This window comes from Ensifer sp. ZNC0028 (assembly GCF_000799055.1).
Classification (GTDB): Bacteria; Pseudomonadota; Alphaproteobacteria; order Rhizobiales; family Rhizobiaceae; genus Ensifer.
The window spans coordinates 18,113-37,975 of record NZ_JTLA01000050.1 but is presented as its reverse complement, the minus strand read 5'-3'; the positions used below and the strand labels follow the sequence as shown (position 1 = coordinate 37,975).

Here is a 19,863-nt window from a genome sequence, read left to right as displayed (position 1 = left end):
ACGGCCCTCTTAGAAGAACAGGTGTTCAAGCGGCCCTGCGGGCAGCGACAACTGCAGAAGCTTGGCGAAAATCACCCACACGACGAAACAGAGCGCGATGCCGACTGGCAGGGAGAACCAGAGCTTGCGCTTGCCAAAGCCGCGCGCGGTGAGCGCAAAGAGAATGCCGGTGGCGATCGAGAAGCCTGCGACCTTCAGGAGCAGCATCTGTGCTGCAAGGCCCGCCACGATCCAGATGACCGGTGCGACTTCCTGGCGCTCGCGCTCTGGAAAATCGTTGCGAAACGCAGCGAAGATCGTCCAGACAGCGAGGGCTGCAAGACAGCAGGCAATCGCATAGGGGACCGTCGTCGGTCCAACCTGGGAGTAACCGGCAGCGCCCGTCAGGCGCGACACGTCCCAGAAGATGAGGCCAGCGATAGCGGCGAGAACCGCCGCGATGAAGAGCGCCGCCCGATCCGGGCGACGCGTTGAAGTTGAAGGGTTATGCCCCGTGGTCATTTCACCAGTCCAATGTCCTTGAGAACACCTTCGGTGGCCGCAACATCCTTGTCGAGCTGGGCGCTGAAGGCGTCACCGGCGAGGTAGCTGTCCTGCCAGCCCTTGGTCTTCAGCACTTCCTGCCAGCCAGCGGACTTAGCAAGCTTTTCGATGTCGGCAGAGACGGCTGCCTTCTGCTCGTCGGAGAGGCCCGGAGCTGCTGCGACCATGCGCCAGTTTTCGACGACCACGTCGAGACCGGATTCCTTGAGCGTCGGGGCATCGATGCCGGCGACACGCTCGGGACCGGACACGGCGAGCAGGCGAAGCGTGCCGGCCTTGACCTGCGATTCGAATTCGCCGTAGCCCGAAATGCCAGCCGTTACCTGGCTGCCGAGGATTGCGGCTAGTGCTTCACCGCCGCCCGAATAGGCGATGTAGTTGATCTTGGTCGGGTCGACGCCGGCCGCCTTGGCGATCAGGCCAACGGCGATGTGGTCGGTACCGCCGGCCGAACCGCCAGCCCAGGAAACCGCGCCAGGATCTTTCTTCAGGGCTTCGACGAGGTCGCCCATCGTCTTGATGTCGGACGAAGCCGGAACGACGATTGCTTCGTATTCGCCGGTCAGGCGAGCGATCGGGGTGACGTCCTTGAGGGTGACCGGCGACTTGTTGGTGAGGATCGCGCCGACCATGACGTAGCCGCCGACGATCAGGGCGTTGGCATTGCCCTTCTGCTGGCTGGCAAACTGGGCAAGGCCGATCGTGCCGCCGGCGCCCGGTACGTTCTGGACCTGAACGTTGCCGGAAATGCCTTCCTGCTGCAGCACCGTCTGAAGCGAACGGGCCGTCTGGTCCCAGCCGCCGCCCGGGTTTGCCGGAGCAATGATCGTGTAGTCAGCGGCAACCGCCGGGAGCGACATGGCGCCGGCGAGAATCGTTGCGAGGAAAATATGTTTCAAGGTCAGTCCTCCGTGAGGCGCGTTTTCACCGCGCACGTTGTTGCTGTGTGCGAACGGGAAGACAGCGACGGGCTCTTTCGACCCTTATCGCTTGACCGGATTGGTGGCTTCCTCCCAGTGCGCAACCGGCGGCCCGCCTCCACGGGTGCCAGTGACCTTAAGGCACCATAGAAAGCTGACATTTAGCTGACATCAAGTCCCGAATGCGAAAATCCTGCCGCACCGTTTACGGAATTTTAGGCTCTCGCATGCGCTGACGGGCGATGTTTCCGGTCCTCGGCACCCCAAATGAGCAGGCCCGCAGACCGAATTTCGCGACGGAGCTTCGAATCGCTACTCGGATATTGCCGCCAGCGGGGGCGAGCCTAGGTATGAGGAGGCGGCGCCGGCAAAGTGACGACAGGTTTGCGCCGGCGCGCCTGAGGGCGAGTTCCGGCAAGGATGACGGGAGAGTAAATTCGATGGCGAAAGCGACGACAAAGGCGAAAAACAACGATGTGGCGGAAGAGGCCGTTTCCGCCTCCAGTCAGATCGATGCGAGGATCGCGGAACTTGGCGACTGGCGCGGAGCGACGCTCGCGCAGATCCGCAAGCTGATCAAGGAAGCCGATCCTGATATGGTCGAGGAATGGAAATGGCGGGGTGTTCCGGTCTGGGAACATGCCGGCATCATCTGTACCGGCGAGACTTACAAGGCGGTGGTGAAGATGACCTTTGCCAAGGGGGCAGCGCTTGAGGATCCGGCCGGACTTTTCAACTCCAGTCTGGAAGGCAATACCCGACGCGCCATCGACATCCATGAAGGCGAGGCGATCGACGAAGAGGCTTTGAGGGCATTGGTTTTGGCAGCCGTTGAACTGAACCTTTCCGCGCAGGCCTCACGGTCCGGGCGCCCGCGGAAGAAGGTTTAAGGCCGGGGCCTAGCGCGTTTCCGGCTTGGCCCGAGGTGTCGCGCTTCCGTCCACTGCGGTCAATGAAGCCTCAGAACCTCGTTCCATTTGGCAATCAGCCGTGAGCGCTTCACCTGGTCGAGATAGACCATCAGGCCCGGGCTTACCGGGACGGGGCGCAACTGGCCGCCAAGCATCTCCTGCATGGTGTTGGCGGTGTTTTCGCCCGCCACTTCGGGGCTGACGGCAGGGATCTGCAGTTCCCGCGCCATGATCGTCTGGCCTTCCTTGGACATGAAGAATTCGAGGTAGCGCCGGCCGAGGTCGGGGGAGGCGGCGGCCTGGGGCACGAGGCCGATACGCGACATCACCACGGTGTAATCCTTCGGCAGGACGATGCCGACATCCGGATGCCGTGCCGCCCAGTCGGCGGCATAGGAGCCGAGGATGTTGTAGCCGAGCACGAAGCGGCCGTCGGCGACGCGCTCGAGGATTGCTTCGCTGGTCGAGTAGAGCTTGACGCCGGCCGCCCCCATGGCCTGGATGACGTCCCAGATATCGCCGAACTGTTCCTGGTCGCGCGACATGAAGAGGAAGCCGACGCCGGACCGCTCGATGTCATAGGTTCCGATCCTGCCGAAGACGGCCGCCCCCTGGCGCTTCAGGTAATCGACGAATTCTGCGCGCGTCGACGGCGGCTTTTCCTTGGTGAAGCTCGGCTTGTGGTAAACGAAGACGGCAGGCTCGAAGGTCAGCGCATAAGCCGTGTTGCGCCAGTTGGCCCAGGCCGGCCAGCGTTCGCTCATCGGCAGGTCGCTGCGCTGGGCGTAACCGTCGTTGCTGAGCTTGACTTGCAGGTCCATGGCGGAAGAAAAGGCGAAGTCCGCCGTCTTCATTCCGGCGTCGGTCTCCTTGATGATGCGGTCGTAGATTTCTCCGGTCAGCATGTCCTCATAGCGCACGGCAACGTCCGGATTGGCCCGCTGGAAACCGATGATCATCGGCTTTGCAAGCGGTTCGTCGAGCGATGAATAGACGACCAGCGTACGCACGTCCGCTTTGCCGGAAAGAGCCGGGAATATGATGGGGGCCGCAAGGAGCAGCTGGGGACAAAGGGCGAAAAAAAGAAAAGAAATCAAGAACCGCATGAATCCACAATGCCTCAGTGTCGCACCGTTCACAAGCAAGGCATCGGCGGATAAGGTGGTCGGGGGAGTGATGATAATTGCGTATCTTGCTTGTTGAGGACAACCAGGACCTGGCTGAGGGCCTGTCGGCGATTTTGCGCGGCAGCGGCTATGCCGTCGATGTCGTCAGCGACGGTGCGTCGGCGCATGCGGTGGCCGCCACCGAAACGTTCGACCTTGTCATTCTCGATCTCAATCTGCCGGAGATGGATGGCCTGGATGTGCTGAGGGCGATGCGCGCCCGCCAGAACCGCGCGGCGGTCTTGATCCTTACGGCAAGGGGCGCGCCCGAAGAACGGATCAAGGGGCTCGACCTCGGCGCCGACGACTACATGATCAAGCCGTTCGACGTCGGCGAGCTCGAAGCGCGCGTGCGCGTGCTCTTGCGCCGTCAGGCGGGGCTTAGGGCCTCGACCGTCAGCTACGGCAATGTGTCGCTCGATCTCAACACGCGCAGCTTCTCGTCCGGTGGCGCGCCGATCGAGATCCCGGCGCGCGAGCTCGGCCTTCTAGAGCTCCTGTTCATGCGTGCCGGCAAGGTGGTCGCCAAGGATGCGATCATGCAGTCGCTGACCGGCTTTGACGACGATCTGAGCCCGAATGCGATCGAGCAATATGTCAGCCGGCTGCGCAAGCGCCTTGCGCCGCATGGGCTGACCGTGCGCACTGCCCGCGGCATCGGCTACTATCTCGACAAGGCGGCCGGGCCGGAATGAGGGCGACGGTCTACTCCCTCCGCCGGCGCCTGCTTGGCTGGCTGTTGATCTCGACGGTGGTCATCGGGGTCATCGCGCTGACGGATACCTATCGGGAGGCCGTGACGACCGCCAACGTCGTTTCCGACCGGGTGCTTGCCGGCTCGGCGCTGGCAATCGCCGAGCGCGTGGTGGTGGCCGAAGACGGGTCGCTCGAAGTCGACATTCCCTATGTTGCCTTGGAAATGCTGACGTCGGCCGCGCAGGACCGTGTGTTTTACCGGGTCGACGGACCGCCCGGCCAGTTCATCACCGGCTACCAGACATTGCCGTCGCTGGCGGAGGAACCGGGAGCATCGACCACCTTTGCGGATTCGATCTTCCGCGGCGAACCGATCCGCATCGCTGCCCTACGACGCTCCGCCTCGACGGGTATCAATTCCGTGCCCTTCGTGGTCACGGTCGCCGAAACGACGATCGCGCGCCGACATCTGGCGCAGACGATCCTGGTGCGATCGGCGCTGCGCCTCGGGATGATGATTGCGGGTGCGGCCGTGATCGTCTGGATCGCGGTCACGTTTTCCTTGCGGCCACTTTACAGGCTGGGTGACGCGATCTCGGAGCGCAGTCCGGACGATCTGCATCCGATTGGCGAGCGGGTTCCGAACGAAGTCCAGGGTCTCGTCGATACCGTCAATTCCTTCATGGGGCGCCTGCAGTCGGCGCTCGATGCGCTCCGCAACTTTACCGGCAATGCCAGCCATCAGCTGCGTACGCCGCTCGCCATCATCCGCACGCAGCTCGCGCTTGCGCAACGCGCCGGCTCGATCGAGGAAACGCGAAGTGCTGTGAAAAAGGCCGACGAGGCGGTTGCCAATGCCGAGCGCATTCTGGGGCAACTGCTGCTGATGGCGAAGATCGATGCTGCCGGCAAGGATGAAGCGCGTTCGCTGGAGCGCGTCGATCTCATCGAACTCGTGCGGGAGATAACGGCCGAGCACGTGCCGGCGGCCGGGGACGCCGATATCGATCTCGGCTTTGACGGCGAGGGCGAGGCTTTCATTCGCGCCGAGCCGTTGCTGATTGGCGAGCTGCTCAAGAACCTCATCGGCAATGCTTTGCTTTATGCCGGCCGCGGCGCGGAGGTGACGAGCCGTGTCTTTGCGCGGGACGGTTCGGTGTCGCTGGAGGTGGAGGACAACGGACCGGGAATTCGGCCGGAATTGCGCGAGACGGTGCTCCGGCGTTTCGAACGTGGCGGCAGTGATGCGCCCGGTTCCGGGCTCGGTCTGCCGATCGTCGAGGAGATTGCCGAGCTTTACGGCGCGACGACCAGTCTCAGCGAAGGGGCTGACGGTCGCGGTCTCAAGGTGACCATTCGCTTTCCGGAGGGCTAAGCACAAATGGGCTCTATCCGGCGCCGCCAAATGCGGGCCGGTTGAGCGAAAGCCATCTGTGAGCGGTGACACGCTCAGATGGTTCAGGCAGTTTTCGTTTTTTGGGTCTTGCTTAGCGGCCGCGGTGGCCGAAGAAGGAAGCTGTCTCGCGGGTCTGTACCCGCAGCATCGCGTTCCAAAGCTGAAGAACGAAACGCGGCTGAAACTGGCTCGCAAGCTTGCGCTGCGACAACATGGGAAGTCTCCAATAGTTTTGAACGCCTGGCATATAGTGCATCCCCAAGGATTTTGCCAGAGCGCGTGCGCTGGGGCAGCCCTGCGCGCCAAGCATATGTGGAAAACGCCTTGAACCTGCCGATATAGCCTCCTGAACAAAATAAAATGCCGGGATGACTTTCGTCATCCCGGCCAGTTGGCTTCACTGGGAGGAGGGTATTACTTTTGGGTGTCAGGCCTTCTTGCGGTTCTTCTGTCGATAGACGTCGATGACGACGGCGGCGACGATGATCAGGCCCTTGACGATTTCCTGGTAGTAGGCGTCGACCCGGAGGAAGGTGAAGCCCGAAGTCATGACGCCAAGGATGATGGTGCCGATGACCGTGCCGGTGACCCGGCCAACGCCACCCGTCAGCGAGGTTCCACCGATGACGGTCGCGGCGATCGCGTCGAGTTCGTACATCACACCCATGCCAGCCTGTGCCGTCTGGGCACGGGCAGCCGTGACGACACCGGCGAGGCCCGCCAGCATGCCGGCAATCGCATAGACCTTGATCAGATGCGCCTCGACGTTGATGCCGGAGACGCGGGCGGCCTGGACGTTGGCGCCGATCGCATAGGTGAACTTGCCGTAGCGGGTGTAGCGCAGTGCGATGTGGAAGATGATCGCGACGACGAGGAAGACGATGACGGGCCAGATGCCGGTGCCAATGAAGTTGAACTGCTCGGTGAGGCCCGAGACCGGCTGGCCCTTGGTGTACCACTTGGAGATGCCGCGTGCAGAGACCATCATGCCGAGCGTGGCGATGAAAGGCGGGATCTTGGTGCGGGCGATCAGCTGACCGTTGATGAAGCCGGCGAGCAGGCCGATGCCGATGCCAAGGCCGATCGGAACGATCGCCGGCATGTCGGTGAGCGACGGATAGAGCGCACGCGGCCAGGTGGACGCCTGGGCCACACTTGCCGAGATCATCGCCGTCATGCCGACGACGGAGCCGGAGGAAAGATCGATGCCGCCGGTTATGATGACCTGGGTGACGCCGACGGCGATGATGCCGATCACGGACACCTGCAGGATCATGATCGTCAGGCGCTGCGGGTTCATCAGGAAGCTCTGGCCGACGAAGATCCAGCCAAGGATCTCATAGACCAGCGCGATGCCGATCAGCACCAGGAAGATGTTGAATTCGGGGGGCAGGCGGCGCTTTGCGCCGGCAAGCTGTGTGCTCGCGCCCTGTGCGGCGATGTTGGTGTCCATTTTCATTCCTCCCTTTCGTCAGGTGGCTCTTCGCTCAGCTCGCGGCGAGCTCCATGACCTTGATCTGGGTTGCTTCCGCCCTGTCGAGGAAGCCGGTGACGCGGCCTTCATGCATGACCATGATGCGGTCGCTCATGCCGAGCACTTCGGGCATTTCCGAAGAGATCATGATGACCGCGACGCCGTTGCGGGCGAGTTCGGTGACGAGGCGGTGGATTTCCGCCTTGGCGCCGACATCGATGCCGCGTGTCGGCTCGTCGAGGATCAGGATGCGCGGATTGGTGAGCAGCCAGCGTCCGATCAGCACCTTCTGCTGGTTGCCGCCCGACAGGTTCTCGATGCGCTCCTGCAGGTTCGGCGTCTTGACCCGGAGCTTGCGGCTCATCTCTTCGCATGCAGCCGTGATCTGTTTTTCGGTAACGAAGCCGCCCTTGACGAAACGATCCTGGAGAACGGCAATCTGCATGTTCTCGAGGATGTCGAGGATCAGGAGACAGCCGGTATCCTTGCGGTCTTCTGTCAGGAACGCCATGCGGTTCCTGATCGCCGTATTGGGGCTGTCGATCGAAAGCGTCTTGCCGTCGATCGAAATCGTGCCGGAGCTTGCCGGCGTCACGCCGAACAGTGTTTCGGCGACGTTCGAGCGACCAGAGCCGACGAGGCCAGCAATACCGAGGATTTCGCCGGCGCGCACGTCGAAGGAGACGTCGCGGAAGACGCCGTTAAGCGCCAGGTTCTTCACCGACAGCACGACGTCGCCGATCGGCACCTCTTCCTTCGGGAACATCTGGGTGATTTCGCGGCCGACCATCATGCGGATGATGTCATCGCGGGTGACGTCGCTCGACGCATGCGTGCCGATGAACTTACCGTCGCGGAAGACCGAGAACTCGTCGGCGATCTCAAACAGCTCGTTCATCTTGTGGGTGATGTAGACGATGCCGATACCCTGTTCGCGCAGATCGCGAATGATTTCGAAGAGATGGGCGACCTCGCGCTCGGTCAGCGCAGACGTCGGCTCGTCCATGATCAGCACGTCGGATTCGTAGGAGACCGCCTTGGCGATCTCAACCATCTGCCGGTTGGCCACCGACAGGTGACGCACTTCGATTTCAGGGTCGATCTTGATTTTCAGGCGATCGAAGAGGCGCGCGGTGATGCGGTTCATCTCGCGGTGATCGACGAAGCCGAAGCGGTTCTTCGGCTCGCGGCGGATCCAGATGTTTTCCGCCACGGTCATGAACGGCATCAGGTTTAGTTCTTGATGGATCATGGCGATACCGTTTTCGAGCGCGTCGAGCGGGGACTTCAGCCGGATCTCGGTACCTTTCAGCTTCACGTCGCCCTTGTCGGGCGTGTAGATGCCGGCAAGGATCTTCATCAACGTCGACTTGCCGGCGCCGTTTTCGCCCATCAGTGCGTGGACCGTGCCGCGCTTTAGCTTGAACTCGACATCGTCGAGCGCGACGACACCGGGGAACTCCTTGCGGATTCCTTCCGCAGAAAGAAGATATTCGGCCTTGGGTACCGCGCCGCTGGCGCGCACGGCTGCCATCGTTGTCGGACTGAGCGTCATGTTCCTTGCCTCCCCGTCGTTTCCGGCTGTCGCGGAAAGTCCTCATCGCTGGCGGGTGACCAGCTCATTTTACCGCGTACGGCATCCATTGGACGCAGAGATTTGCGGTCGGACCTGCATTTTTGAAAGAGAGCGCGGGGTTTCCCGCGCTCTCTATTGCGGCGATCAGTTCTTCGCCTGGTACTTGTCGAGGTTTTCCTTGGTCACGAGCTCGAAGGGGATGTAGACCTTCTTGTCGACCGGTTCGCCCTTGGCGAGCTTGAGGGCGGCATCGACCGAGCCCTTGCCCTGGCCGGCGGCGTTCTGGAACACCGTGACGTCGAGGTCGCCTGCGGCCATGGCTGCAAGCGCGTCCTGCGTCGCGTCGATACCGCCGATGACGACGCTATCCATAGAACGGCCGGCGGCCTTCAGCGCCTGGATCGCGCCGATTGCCATTTCGTCGTTGTTGGAAATGACGGCGTCGAATTCAACACCGGCCGAGAGCCAGTTCGTCAGAAGGTCGGAGCCTTGGGTACGCGACCAGTTGGCGGTCTGCTCCTCGACGATCTCGATGCCCTTGCACTGGTCGGTCGCAAGCACGTCGTGGATGTCCTTGGTGCGCATGCGGGCAGCCTGGTTGGACAGTTCGCCCATCATCACGACGGCCTTGCCCTTGCCGCCAAGCATCTTGCAGATTTCTTGCGTCTGCAGCGTGCCGGACTCCTGCTCGTTCGAAGCGACGAAAGCCTGCTTTTCCGGCAGCGTGTCGACGTTGACCGGTTCGCGGTTGACGTAAACGAGCGCAATGCCGGCGTCCGCCGCGATCTTCGACATGGCAGCCGTCGCATCGGTATCAACCGGGTTGACGATGATGGCGGTGACGCCAGCGGCGATGAAGTTCTGGATCTGGCTCTGCTGCTTGGAGACGTCGTTCTGCGCGTCTTCGATCTGCAGTTCGACGCCATCGAGCGTCTTGGCGTAGTCGGACATGCCGTTACGCAGGACGGTCAGGAAGTTGTCGTCGAAAAGGGCCATGGATACGCCGATGGTCTCGGCATGTGCGGCCGTAGACATCATCACGGCCAGCGCTGTGCTGAGCACGAATTTCTTCATTGTCTTTCTCCTCCACAATGGTGCCCGGCGCCACCTTCTCCTGCCGGGGACGCAATGCCGGATTGCGCTCATTCATCTCGAAAGCGGCACTCCCGCTGCGCTTCGAATAAAACGGAACAAACGAACCAGTAAATTGCGATTACGGAATATGTATTCCATTTTATGCGGACGCCGTCAAGACCCGATGCGGCGCCCGTTGTTGATTTGCCGGCCCAGCGCCGGAGATGCGCAGATCTGGCTTTGGATATAGTCCACGCTCCGCTGGACGGCTGCCGCGGGGGCCGCCAATCCATGGACTTCGGCGGCGAAAGGCTCAAAGGAGAGCGGCCCCGCATAACCGGCCGCCTGCAGGCGCCTTATCTGTCCGACATTGTCGAGCAGGTCGCTTCGATCAACGAGGACGCGGTGCGAATCACGCAGATCCGAAACGGCCACGCGTTCATCGGTGACGCCGGAAATATGGATGAGGCCGGTCATCTCGGGATAGATCGCAGGCTCCCCGGCGAGGTGGTGGTGAAACGTGTCGTGTACGAGGCGGAAGGTCTTCTCACCGTCGACGGCCTTGATTGCCTCGACAGCTTCTGTCTTCGAGCGTAGCGAGCAGATCTCGAAGCCAAGCGGTTCGACGAGGCCGATGATTCCAGCCTTTTCGAGCATCGGCTTCAGCGCCGACAGTGCCTTGCGAAGATTTTCCTGGCGCTCGCCATCGGCCTGGCCGGTGCCATCGTTGACGGGAACAAGGACAAGGGCCTTGGCGCCGCAGTCGCGTGCATAAGCGATCAGTTCCTCGGCTTCGGCCTGACGGGCCTCGTTCCATTCGTTGAAACGTTGAAGGGCATTGATCGAGATGATCGTGATGCCGTGACGATCGGCGAGGGCGGCGACATCCTTCGCCGGCGTCCCGTCGAGGATTGCGTTGCCGGTCAGATCGTTGCGGATTTCGACAGAGTTCATGCCGAGCGATCTGGCGAGTTCGAAAAAGGCGCCAAGCGGCAGGCTCGGCGTTGTCATGTGATTGAGGGCGAAGGGCAGGGCGGTCACGGGAATGTCTCCTCCAGTGGGATGGGTCATGGGCTATAAATGGAACGTTCATTCCATTTACAACCTCGCGGACAATTCACCAACTGTCGGAGCGCAGTCAAAGCGCACAACGCTCAAACGTCTTGCATCCCTGCAAGATTGCCTTTCGTCAATGATGGTATTCCATCAGCCTTTCGCTAGATATTCTCCGGCGTAAAGAGGTCGAAAGGGAGGAAGGTTTGTCCCGGCGCACCGGTCGGGCCTTTGTCGATCGCCTGGATCATCAGGTTGATCGTTTCGCGGGCCAGCGCAGCGGTTGGGGTCGATATCGCCAGGGTCACGACATCGTCGCCAAGGGCGGCACGGGAATCCGGTGTCAGCTCGTTGACGACCGCGATTAGCTTGCCTTCCAGCCTTTCCTCGCGGATAGCCGAGATTGCGCCTTCCATGCCGCCGCCGCAGACATAGAAGCCAATCAGATCCGGGTGGCGCTGGAGCAGATTGAGTGTCGCTTCATGGGTGATCTCGGCTGTGTCGAGGTTGACCATCGTGTCGAGCACTTCGAAATCGGGTGCGTGTTCGCGAAAATACGAGCGAAAGCCGATTTCCCGCAACTCATGGCCGAGAAAGCGATGGCTGCCGACGAAGGCTGCGACCTTGCCGGGACGTTTTGCCGCCTTGGCGATCATCCACGCGGCCGTGCGGCCGACCTTGTGATTGTTGAGGCCGACATAACCCTCGCGAACACCGGCGGCAAAATCCGACAGCAGCGAGAAGACCGGGATGCCGCGCTCCTTGAGTTCCTCAATCGCGGTGGTCACCGCCGGGTAATCGGGAGCGACAAGCGCAATGGCCTGGTTGCGGGCTGCGGCGGCTCGGAGCTTCTCCGTGATGGCCGATGGCGTGGAATTTGCGACGAAATCGACCTGGGCGAAGACGCGGGCATGCGACAGCGACAGCGCCGCATTTTCGATTTCCTTCGCGACTGTTTGATAGAAAGCCTGCTCCGGCTTTTGCAGGACGAAGCCAAGTCTGTATTGCGGCAGGTCCTCAAAGACGCGCTGTCGGATCAAGCCCACGGCGTGATAGCCGATTGATTTTGCAGCCTCATAGACCCGGCGCGCCGTCTCTTCCCGCACGGGGTGGCGCCCGTTGAGTACGCGGTCGACGGTGGCGACGCTGACGCCGGCGGTCCGCGCAAGGTCGGCAATGGTCGGACGGTTGCTCATCGCGTCTCCTGATAGGTTTGCATCACGCCTGAAATGCGAATGATGACATCATTTGAGAGAATATATCATTGCTGCATTGAGACCTGGCAAAAGTCAACCTATCGTCATTGCACGACATGAGACGTCGCCGGCCGGATGGGACCGGACCGCTGGGAGGAGCGCAAATGACGATGATGCCGACGAAGCGAGACTACAGCCTGCTTGGCCGAGATGCCCAGGCGGCCGTCGCCAACGGTCTCTCGGCAGCGGAGTGGTACCACACCGACATTCCGCGCAAGCAGATGAAGGAACTGATGAAGCGCGAGGATGGACCGGCTATCCGCGACACTGCGATCTGGCTCGGCTGTCTCATTCTGTTCGGTGCACTCGGCATCATCTTCTGGGGCACGTGGTGGGCGGTCCCGTTCTTCCTTGCCTACGGCGTGCTCTACGGTTCGGCATCCGACAGCCGCTGGCACGAATGCGGCCATGGCACGGCGTTCAAGACGATGTGGATGAATGACGCCGTCTACCAGATCGCCTGCTTCATGATCATGCGCAATCCGGTCACCTGGCGCTGGAGCCACACGCGCCACCACACCGATACGGTGATCGTCGGTCGCGACCCCGAGATCGCCGTGATGCGGCCGCCAGATCTGTTGCGGCTGGTGTTGAACTTCTTCGGCATCCTCGATGTCTGGCACGCCATCGTGGACATGGTTCGTAACACGCTCGGCATCATCAGTGCCGAGGAGGCGACCTTCATTCCTGAGATGGAGCAGCCGAAGGCGATCCTGGTCGCACGCGTCTGGTTTGCCATCTACGCCGCAACGATCGCTGCCTGCTTCTACCTCGGCTCGATCCTGCCGCTGATGTTGATCGGCCTGCCCAGGCTCTATGGTGCCTGGCACCATGTGCTGACCGGGCTGCTGCAGCACGGCGGGCTGGCTGACAACGTGACCGACCATCGGCTGAACAGCCGCACGGTCTACATGAACCCGATCAGCCGCTTCGTCTATTGGAACATGAATTACCATGTGGAACACCACATGTTCCCGATGGTGCCTTACCACGCGCTGCCGAAGCTGCACGCCATGATCAAGCATGATCTGCCGGAACCGAACCCGTCGATGCTTCACGGCTACCGCGAGATGATCCCGGCCTTTCTGCGGCAATTGCGGAACGAAGATTACTTTCTGAAGCGCGCGCTGCCGGCAACGGCGAAGCCCTACCGGGAAGAGTTTCACAGCGACGCGATCGTGCACGCCGCCGAATAACCAACGAATGCCAGGAACTGGGAGGAAATCATGAACGGAAACTGGGTTGAAGTTTGCGCAGCGGACGAAATCGACGAGGAAGACGTGATCCGTTTTGATCACGACGGGCGCACCTTTGCGGTCTACCGCAGTCCCGACGACGAGTATTTTGCCACCGACGGGCTCTGCACCCACGAACATATTCACCTCGCCGATGGCCTCGTGATGGACGACATCATCGAATGTCCGAAGCACAACGGCCGCTTCAACTACAAGACCGGCCAGGCCAAGGGCGCGCCCGTCTGCGTCAACCTGAGGACCTATCCGGTGAAAGTCGAGGCAGGAAGCGTGTTCATTGCGCTCGGCTGAAGCCGCTCTTGAGAAATTGGGCTCGCCGCCGCGGGCAGGGAGGTTGAGATGGGTTCCATCGTCATCGTGGGCGCTGGCGAGTGCGGCGCAAGGGCCGCCTTTGCCCTCAGGGAAAAGGGGTGCGACGGCAAGGTCACACTGATCGGCGCGGAACCGCATCTTCCCTATGAGCGGCCGCCCCTTTCGAAGGATGGCCTTAAGGCAGAGGCCCCGCCGAAATATGTCGCCGATGCCGAGCGCTACGCGGCGGCAGGGATCGAAGTGCTGACGGATACCCCGGTCGTGGCGATTGACCGCGCGGAGAAGCGCGTAACGCTCGCAGACGGAAGCAGCATCGCCTATGACCGGCTGTTGTTGACGACCGGTGCGCGGGCACGAACGATCCCCGGGATGGATGAGGCGTCGCGTCGCATCCGCACGCTTAGAACCCATCGCGACGCTGAAGAGATCCGCCGCGAACTTTCGCCCGGCCGGAAGCTTGCGATCATCGGCGGCGGCTTCATCGGTCTTGAGCTTGCTGCAACGGCGCGCGGCTTGGGTGCTGCCGTGGTCCTGATAGAAGGGCTGCCGCGCATCCTTTCGCGCGGCGTGCCGGAGGAGATCGCCGCGATCGTTGCCGAGCGGCATCGTGCCGAGGGCGTCGACATACGCTGCGAAGCGAAGATTGAACGTATCGATGCGGACGAAAACCGTGCGCGGATCGTTCTTGCCGGCGGCGAGACAGTCGAGGCCGACCTTGTCGTCGTCGGCATCGGTGCGGTCCCGAACACGGAACTTGCAGCCGTCGCCGGCCTCTCGATCGAGAACGGAATTGCTGTCGACGCAACGCTTCAAACCAGCGATCCCGATATCTACGCCGCTGGCGATTGCTGCTCGTTTCCGCTTTGTCACTATGGCGATCGCCGGATACGTCTCGAGGCATGGCGCAATGCGCAGGATCAGGGAACGCTCGTTGCCGGCAATCTACTCGGCGGTGGCGAGGCGATCGCCAGCGTGCCCTGGTTCTGGTCCGACCAGTATGACCTGACGCTGCAGATCGCGGGGCTTGCCGACGGCGCTGCGACAATCGTGCGACGCGAACTCGGTGACGGCGCTTTCATGCTTTTCCACCTCGACGATGCCGGCCGGCTGCTTGCGGCCTCCGGGATAGGCCCGGGTAATGCGGTCGCGCGTGACATTCGGCTTGCCGAAATGCTGATTTCGGCCGGAAAGCACCCGGATCCGCAGGCGCTCATCTCGCTTGAAACCAAGCTCAAAACACTCCTCGCAGCCTAGCGCGAGAGGCAAATCTCGCCCTGTTACCATGATTTCCGGAGCCTTCTCATGAAAAGCCACCGTCCGACCGTTGCCGATCTCCTGTCGATGAAGGGCAAGCGCCAACTCACCATGCTGCGAGTCGAAACGCTGGATGAGGCCGAAGCGGCGGAAGCCGCCGGCATCGATCTCGTTTCCGTCCCGCCGGAGCTCTTAGGGCCCGAGTTTCGTGAGGTGGCGCCGACCTGTTTTGCCTTTCCGGGCCTCGAATACGGCGACTACGTCACTGCGGAAGACTATATGCGTGCAGCCTTCAAGGCGCTGAAGGCCGGCGGTGACGCGGTCTATTGCGCGGCCGGGCTTTCCACCGTCCGCCGGATGCGCGAGGAGGGCATTCCCGTCTGCGGCCATGTGGGTCTCATCCCCACCAAGGCCACCTGGACCGGCGGGTTTCGGGCCGTCGGCAAGACGGCGGCGAGCGCGCTCGAGATCTGGCGGCAGGTCAAGGCGCTTGAGGAAGCCGGCGCCTTCGCCGCTGAAATCGAGGTTGTTCCGGGAGGTGTCGCAGGGGCGATCAGTGCAAGAACGTCGATGCTGATGCTTTCGATGGGAGCGGGGGCAGGCTGCGACGCCCAATATCTGTTTGCTGCCGACGTGCTCGGCAGCAATCGCGGCCACGTGCCGCGCCACGCCAAGACCTATCGCAACTTTGCCGCCGAATACGACCGGCTTCAACGCGAACGGATCGCCGCTTTCGCGGAGTTTGTCGAGGATGTGCACTCGGGCAGCTACCCACAAGAGGGACACCTCGTCGGCATTGACGGTGCGGAACTGCGGGCATTTCTGGCCGAACTCGAGCGCGCTTAGAGCCCGGATGGCTTGCGCGGAAGAGGGTGCTTGGTATAGTCCACGCGCCAGTTCAACTTTTTCTTTCCGCGACGGATCACGATTTGAGCGCCCTTCTTCAGGACAGTCTCACCTTTGTCGGCTTGCTGGCAGCGATTTATGCAGCGACGGTGGCGCTGTACTTCATCCTCGGCTACGGCATCACCTGGCTCAACGACCGCAATCCCGAGCGCCGCATTCAGAAGGGACGGCGCGGCGAGAAGCGCAAGGCCATCGAGATCCGCCAGAGTATGGCCTCGATCCTCGTCACCTGCACGTCGGTCGCGATCGGACTTTTCGTCCAGTACAAGGGATGGACGCTGTTCTCGCCCTGGGCGTTCAGCTGGTGGACGGCCGTTCCGCTCTTCGTGCTCTGCATGGTGCTTTTCGACGCCTGGTTCTATTTCGCCCACCGGCTGCTGCACACCAAGCTCTTCTATAAGTACCATCTCCTGCATCACCGCAGCGTCGCGCCGACGGCCTGGAGCAACGATTCGATCGGCCTGGTCGATACGGCCATGAGCCAGGGCTACTACGCCGTCATCACTTTCTTCGTGCCGTTCCCGCCGATCATCCTTCTGGCGCATCGCCTCTTCGACCAGATCAACGGCACCTTCGGCCACGCCGGCTTCGAATACTTCGCTTCACGCACCGCGCGCTATCCGTCGCCGATGCTTTGCACGACCTATCACGACCAGCACCACGCGGAGTTCAAATACAACTACGCCAACTACTTTTCGTTCTGGGATCGCGTGATGGGGACGGTTGCGCCGAACTATGATCGGCGGGTGGAGGTGTTTGAAGGTGAGGCGCCAGCGCTGAACCTGCGAAAGGCCGCAGTTGCGGCGGGCGTGGCTGACGGGTCGACGGTCGATTGAGCGTTCTTGTGTCGGCGGATCGGTTTCCGAGGGCCTTGGCCTAAACTGGTTTGGCTCTCGATTTCGTTGTTGTTAATCGACTTTTCTGCGACGTGGCTCGATTTGAGATATGAAGCCGTTCCAGGCGGCTGATGGATGGGAGCAGATGGCCGAGCCATCGCAGGATGAATTCAGTGTTACGATGAAGCACGGTGCGGGGCATTACGCTGACCGGCCGGTGACATTGCTGGTGCGCGACCCCGACCATCGCCTCGGGCGGCGGCCGCGGCTTGCGCTGAGGCGCCAGGACCGGACGCCCGACACGGTGTTCCGCTCATTCCTCATCGACGGTCGAGGCCGTGGGCGCTTCTACGGCTGGATGCCGGTGCAGTTGCAGGCGATGACCTTGCTCGTCGATGACGCAACGGCAAACAACAAGGCAGGGATTGAGCCGCAGATTACGATGCGACGGATGTCATTGATCGAGGTCGCAGTTCTCATCGCCTTACGGCGGACACTGGCCCTTCTGCAGATCGTCTCGCTCTTTCTCGCAGGCAACAGGAAAGGGGCAGAGTTTCGCTTCGTCCGACAATGCGATGCGCTTTCCGCCCCTGACTATCAAGACTGGACCGAGGCTCAGGCGCTGGCGGCGCAGCGCCCGAACCGGGACGATCCCCGCAACTGGCCGCGAAGGCCGCACATCCTCGTTTCGATAGAGGGCGGGGACCACGCTGCTGTCGCCGAAACCAGGGCGACACTTGCGGCGCAGAGCTGGCGCGATTTTCGTGAGATGCCTGCAGCGGACGTGACGATGATGGTGAACAGCAGTGAAGCTGTCGACGACCTCCTTTGGATGCGGCTACCGGCGGGCATGCGGGTTGCGCCGAATGCCCTGGAGAGGCTGGCTCGACCTTTTTCCTTGTCAGCCGATGTTGCGGTCGTCTACTCCGACGAGGACCATATTGATAGACGCGGCAGGCGCCTGAACCCCTTTTTCAAGCCGGCCTGGAACGAGCCGCTTGCTGTCTCCGGATGGCTTCCGCTCGAAGGGGCGCTCTTTCGTCTGATCGACATCCCCAGGGACGTTTGCCTGGAACGCACATCGGGCGCCAATATTGCTCTCGCCGTCGGCCGAACTCAGGCAGGAAGGATATTGCATCTGCCAGAGGTTCTCCTTCATTCCGGGCCGTCATGTCGCCGTCGCGCAGAGTGCGCGACGATTACGCAGCCGAAGCGGGAACGCCCGGCAGTCAGCGTTATCATACCGACGCGCGACAGGGCCGATCTGCTCGAAGCGTGCCTGAAGGGTCTCTTCGAACACACGGCGCCAGCGGACCTGGATGTTCTCGTCATCGACAATGAAAGCGTCGAACTGGCCACGCTGGCGCTGTTTAGCCGGTACGAGCAGGCCGGACTCATCCGCCGGATACCGCTTCTAGGCGCTTTTAATTTCTCTCGGGCATGCAATATCGGGGTCGATGCCGCACACAACGATCTCATCCTTCTCTTGAACAACGACGTCGAGCCCATCGGTCCCTACTGGCTAGAACAGTTGGCGGGCGAACTCGATGATCCGGCAGTCGGAGCCGTCGGCAACTTGTTGTTGTTTCCGGATGGCTTCACTCAGCACGGCGGGGTGACGCTTGGCGCCGGTACGGTCGCCCGGCACAGTTTTCACTTTCTTGACCCGCAGAGGCAGGGCGACAAGGGGCTTCTCGGTCAACGTCGCGACATGTCGGCGGTGACAGCGGCTTGCCTGCTGACGCGCAAAGAACTCTGGCGCCGTGTTGGCGGCATGGACGAAGAAAAGCTGACGGTCGCATTCAATGATGTAGACTATTGCCTGAAAGTTCGGGAAGCGGGTTTCCGTATAGTCTGGACGCCGGCGGCGGCGATGTTGCATAGAGAGAGCGTTTCGCGTGGGGCCGATGACACGCCACAGAAGCTTCAGCGCTTCGCGGGCGAAGAACGAGCCATGCACGAGCGCTGGAGCGACACCTTGAAAGCCGATCCATACTATAATCCGAACCTCTCGTTGATTGCCGAAGAATTCGTTCTCGAAGCCTATCCGAGAAACCTGGCGCCGAGGTCGAGCGTTTGACGAGCGCGCGCGAGCGACTGGCCCGCTGGATCGAGCGGCGATTACCGCAGCCGCGACTTCGGCTGGGGGGCAGTGGTGGCCCGCGGGGGCCGGTGAAGCGGATCGTCGTTTTTGGCCGCATACCGAACCCGACCTTCGACTATTACCTTGCAGCCCGCCTCGACGCACCGGACATGCCGCCATATGAGGTGGCCGATATCCGGGGTCGAGATACACCGGCGCTGAATGCCGATGGGGCCTTCGTCATCCTTTGCCGCTATGCGTCTCCCTCGGTCTTGCGCTGGATCGAGAGCAATGCAAAGCATCTCTCCGGCGTGGGACTGTTCCTCGATGATGACATCCCCGCTGTTGTTACAGGCAAGGACGCGGATTTCCTCTACCGGCTGTTCCTTTGGTACCGCGCCCTCTGGCCGCTTCGCCGACTGAACCGGCATCTCGATATCGTCTGGGTCTCGACACCGCACCTAGCGTCCCGACTGGCGAGGGTCGAGGCAATGGTCTTGCCGCCAGCGCCGGCGAAGGAACTTTGGAGGGGGGACGGGAGTGATGGTGATTGGCATTGTCAGTCAAACGGAGATGTCTTGATTGGGTATCATGCGACCGGAGTTCATCTCGAGGAGCATCGGTTTCTTCGGCCAATCATTGCCGAAGTTCTGCGCGCACGGCCACGCGCCCGGTTCGAAGTATTTGCGGATCGCCGTGCCAAGGCAATCTGGCACGGTCTGGACCGGGTGCAGATCCGGGAGCCAATGCCTTGGGCTGAGTATTTGGCGGACGCGAACACCCGACGTATCGATATTATGCTTGTTCCGCTCTCTCCTTCACACGTGAACGAAAGCCGTTCGCCGACGAAGCGGATCGACGCGGCCCGGTACAAGGCGGCCGGGGTGTTTTCGGAAAGCATTGCATACGGCTGGTCCCGTGATACCGAGGAACTGCGGATTCCCTATGCTGCAGATGCCTGGCGCGAGGTCATCCTTCAACTTGTTGATGACGACGAATTGCGTCGCAGGGTTGCAGGCGCGATGCACCAAACAGTATTGCAAATGACGACGGCAGCGGATACGGGTCTTGAAGTTCTTGAAGGGCGACAAGTGTAGGTTCGTCGCGCGGTTGGTGGGGTTTAGGAGCCCGGGCCTTTTCACATAAGGTATTTG

General features: G+C 61.6%; 19 protein-coding genes. 10 read left to right on the top strand and 9 right to left on the bottom strand.

Annotation, left to right across the window (positions count from 1 at the left end; genetic code table 11):
- Positions 1–9 precede the first annotated feature (9 nt).
- Both L981_RS12765 and L981_RS12760 read right to left on the bottom strand, forming a co-directional pair.
- The gene (locus tag L981_RS12765) at positions 10–501 is read right to left on the bottom strand and encodes a tripartite tricarboxylate transporter TctB family protein (protein ID WP_043616220.1); all 492 of its coding nucleotides are present in this window, start codon (positions 499–501) and stop codon (positions 10–12) included.
- Entirely contained in the window at positions 498–1,442 is a 945-nt protein-coding gene (locus tag L981_RS12760; RefSeq protein WP_043616217.1) for a tripartite tricarboxylate transporter substrate binding protein, read from the bottom strand. The genes L981_RS12765 and L981_RS12760 overlap by 4 nt, the downstream gene beginning before the upstream one ends.
- 461 nt (positions 1,443–1,903) lie before the next feature.
- Here L981_RS12760 and L981_RS12755 point away from each other — a divergent pair, with 461 nt between their 5' ends.
- Positions 1,904–2,353, top strand: a complete 450-nt coding sequence (locus L981_RS12755; protein WP_043616215.1) for a DUF1801 domain-containing protein — start codon at positions 1,904–1,906, stop codon at positions 2,351–2,353.
- A 59-nt stretch (positions 2,354–2,412) separates the two neighbouring features.
- Here L981_RS12755 and L981_RS12750 read toward each other — a convergent pair whose 3' ends face one another.
- Positions 2,413–3,480, bottom strand: coding sequence for an ABC transporter substrate-binding protein (locus L981_RS12750; protein WP_043616212.1), 1,068 nt, complete (start codon positions 3,478–3,480; stop codon positions 2,413–2,415).
- Positions 3,481–3,557: 77 nt separating this feature from the next.
- Here L981_RS12750 and L981_RS12745 point away from each other — a divergent pair, with 77 nt between their 5' ends.
- Both L981_RS12745 and L981_RS12740 read left to right on the top strand, forming a co-directional pair.
- Positions 3,558–4,235: a response regulator transcription factor gene (locus tag L981_RS12745; protein ID WP_043616209.1), complete on the top strand. Its 678-nt coding sequence runs from the start codon at positions 3,558–3,560 to the stop codon at positions 4,233–4,235.
- The gene (locus L981_RS12740) at positions 4,232–5,611 is read left to right on the top strand and encodes a sensor histidine kinase (protein WP_043616206.1); all 1,380 of its coding nucleotides are present in this window, start codon (positions 4,232–4,234) and stop codon (positions 5,609–5,611) included. Before L981_RS12745 ends, L981_RS12740 begins: the two co-directional genes overlap by 4 nt.
- Before the next feature lie 112 nt (positions 5,612–5,723).
- On the opposite strand, the gene L981_RS35795 is transcribed toward L981_RS12740, so the two are convergent.
- The 6 genes from L981_RS35795 to L981_RS12710 all read right to left on the bottom strand — a co-directional run bounded on the left by L981_RS35795 (position 5,724) and on the right by L981_RS12710 (position 12,005).
- Positions 5,724–5,846, bottom strand: coding sequence for a hypothetical protein (locus tag L981_RS35795; RefSeq protein WP_255381084.1), 123 nt, complete (start codon positions 5,844–5,846; stop codon positions 5,724–5,726).
- Between the two features lie 213 nt (positions 5,847–6,059).
- Entirely contained in the window at positions 6,060–7,085 is a 1,026-nt protein-coding gene (locus L981_RS12730; protein ID WP_043616203.1) for an ABC transporter permease, read from the bottom strand.
- 34 nt (positions 7,086–7,119) lie between these two features.
- The gene (locus tag L981_RS12725) at positions 7,120–8,661 is read right to left on the bottom strand and encodes a sugar ABC transporter ATP-binding protein (protein ID WP_043616199.1); all 1,542 of its coding nucleotides are present in this window, start codon (positions 8,659–8,661) and stop codon (positions 7,120–7,122) included.
- A gap of 165 nt (positions 8,662–8,826) precedes the next feature.
- Positions 8,827–9,756, bottom strand: coding sequence for a sugar ABC transporter substrate-binding protein (locus L981_RS12720; protein ID WP_043616196.1), 930 nt, complete (start codon positions 9,754–9,756; stop codon positions 8,827–8,829).
- 174 nt (positions 9,757–9,930) lie between these two features.
- Positions 9,931–10,797: a TIM barrel protein gene (locus L981_RS12715; protein ID WP_052201771.1), complete on the bottom strand. Its 867-nt coding sequence runs from the start codon at positions 10,795–10,797 to the stop codon at positions 9,931–9,933.
- A 176-nt stretch (positions 10,798–10,973) separates the two neighbouring features.
- Positions 10,974–12,005, bottom strand: a complete 1,032-nt coding sequence (locus L981_RS12710) for a LacI family DNA-binding transcriptional regulator (protein WP_043616194.1) — start codon at positions 12,003–12,005, stop codon at positions 10,974–10,976.
- A gap of 164 nt (positions 12,006–12,169) precedes the next feature.
- Here L981_RS12710 and L981_RS12705 point away from each other — a divergent pair, with 164 nt between their 5' ends.
- The 7 genes from L981_RS12705 to L981_RS12675 all read left to right on the top strand — a co-directional run bounded on the left by L981_RS12705 (position 12,170) and on the right by L981_RS12675 (position 19,806).
- Positions 12,170–13,261, top strand: a complete 1,092-nt coding sequence (locus tag L981_RS12705) for a fatty acid desaturase family protein (RefSeq protein ID WP_043616191.1) — start codon at positions 12,170–12,172, stop codon at positions 13,259–13,261.
- A gap of 30 nt (positions 13,262–13,291) precedes the next feature.
- Positions 13,292–13,609 (top strand): MocE family 2Fe-2S type ferredoxin, encoded by a 318-nt coding sequence (locus L981_RS12700; protein ID WP_043616188.1) that lies wholly within the window; start codon positions 13,292–13,294, stop codon positions 13,607–13,609.
- Positions 13,610–13,657: 48 nt separating this feature from the next.
- Entirely contained in the window at positions 13,658–14,884 is a 1,227-nt protein-coding gene (locus L981_RS12695; protein WP_043616185.1) for an NAD(P)/FAD-dependent oxidoreductase, read from the top strand.
- A gap of 48 nt (positions 14,885–14,932) precedes the next feature.
- Entirely contained in the window at positions 14,933–15,730 is a 798-nt protein-coding gene (locus L981_RS12690; RefSeq protein ID WP_043616183.1) for a 3-methyl-2-oxobutanoate hydroxymethyltransferase, read from the top strand.
- Positions 15,731–15,813: 83 nt separating this feature from the next.
- A complete protein-coding gene (locus tag L981_RS12685) occupies positions 15,814–16,626 on the top strand; it encodes a sterol desaturase family protein (protein ID WP_052201770.1) in 813 nt (270 codons plus the stop codon).
- A gap of 145 nt (positions 16,627–16,771) precedes the next feature.
- Complete coding sequence (locus L981_RS33285) at positions 16,772–18,706, top strand: glycosyltransferase (RefSeq protein WP_197067127.1); 1,935 nt, start codon at positions 16,772–16,774, stop codon at positions 18,704–18,706.
- Between the two features lie 92 nt (positions 18,707–18,798).
- Complete coding sequence (locus L981_RS12675; RefSeq protein ID WP_156134067.1) at positions 18,799–19,806, top strand: hypothetical protein; 1,008 nt, start codon at positions 18,799–18,801, stop codon at positions 19,804–19,806.
- Positions 19,807–19,863 lie beyond the last annotated feature (57 nt).

What these genes read in the sequence shown, in the direction of transcription:
- L981_RS12765 (WP_043616220.1), bottom strand. Translation starts at nt 501, where the DNA reads ATGACCACGGGGCATAACCCTTCAACTTCAACGCGTCGCCCGGATCGG.
- L981_RS12755 (WP_043616215.1), top strand. Translation starts at nt 1,904, where the DNA reads ATGGCGAAAGCGACGACAAAGGCGAAAAACAACGATGTGGCGGAAGAG.
- L981_RS12750 (WP_043616212.1), bottom strand. Translation starts at nt 3,480, where the DNA reads ATGCGGTTCTTGATTTCTTTTCTTTTTTTCGCCCTTTGTCCCCAGCTG.
- L981_RS12740 (WP_043616206.1), top strand. Translation starts at nt 4,232, where the DNA reads ATGAGGGCGACGGTCTACTCCCTCCGCCGGCGCCTGCTTGGCTGGCTG.
- L981_RS35795 (WP_255381084.1), bottom strand. Translation starts at nt 5,846, where the DNA reads ATGTTGTCGCAGCGCAAGCTTGCGAGCCAGTTTCAGCCGCGTTTCGTT.
- L981_RS12730 (WP_043616203.1), bottom strand. Translation starts at nt 7,085, where the DNA reads ATGGACACCAACATCGCCGCACAGGGCGCGAGCACACAGCTTGCCGGC.
- L981_RS12725 (WP_043616199.1), bottom strand. Translation starts at nt 8,661, where the DNA reads ATGACGCTCAGTCCGACAACGATGGCAGCCGTGCGCGCCAGCGGCGCG.
- L981_RS12720 (WP_043616196.1), bottom strand. Translation starts at nt 9,756, where the DNA reads ATGAAGAAATTCGTGCTCAGCACAGCGCTGGCCGTGATGATGTCTACG.
- L981_RS12710 (WP_043616194.1), bottom strand. Translation starts at nt 12,005, where the DNA reads ATGAGCAACCGTCCGACCATTGCCGACCTTGCGCGGACCGCCGGCGTC.
- L981_RS12705 (WP_043616191.1), top strand. Translation starts at nt 12,170, where the DNA reads ATGACGATGATGCCGACGAAGCGAGACTACAGCCTGCTTGGCCGAGAT.
- L981_RS12700 (WP_043616188.1), top strand. Translation starts at nt 13,292, where the DNA reads ATGAACGGAAACTGGGTTGAAGTTTGCGCAGCGGACGAAATCGACGAG.
- L981_RS12695 (WP_043616185.1), top strand. Translation starts at nt 13,658, where the DNA reads ATGGGTTCCATCGTCATCGTGGGCGCTGGCGAGTGCGGCGCAAGGGCC.
- L981_RS12690 (WP_043616183.1), top strand. Translation starts at nt 14,933, where the DNA reads ATGAAAAGCCACCGTCCGACCGTTGCCGATCTCCTGTCGATGAAGGGC.
- L981_RS33285 (WP_197067127.1), top strand. Translation starts at nt 16,772, where the DNA reads ATGGCCGAGCCATCGCAGGATGAATTCAGTGTTACGATGAAGCACGGT.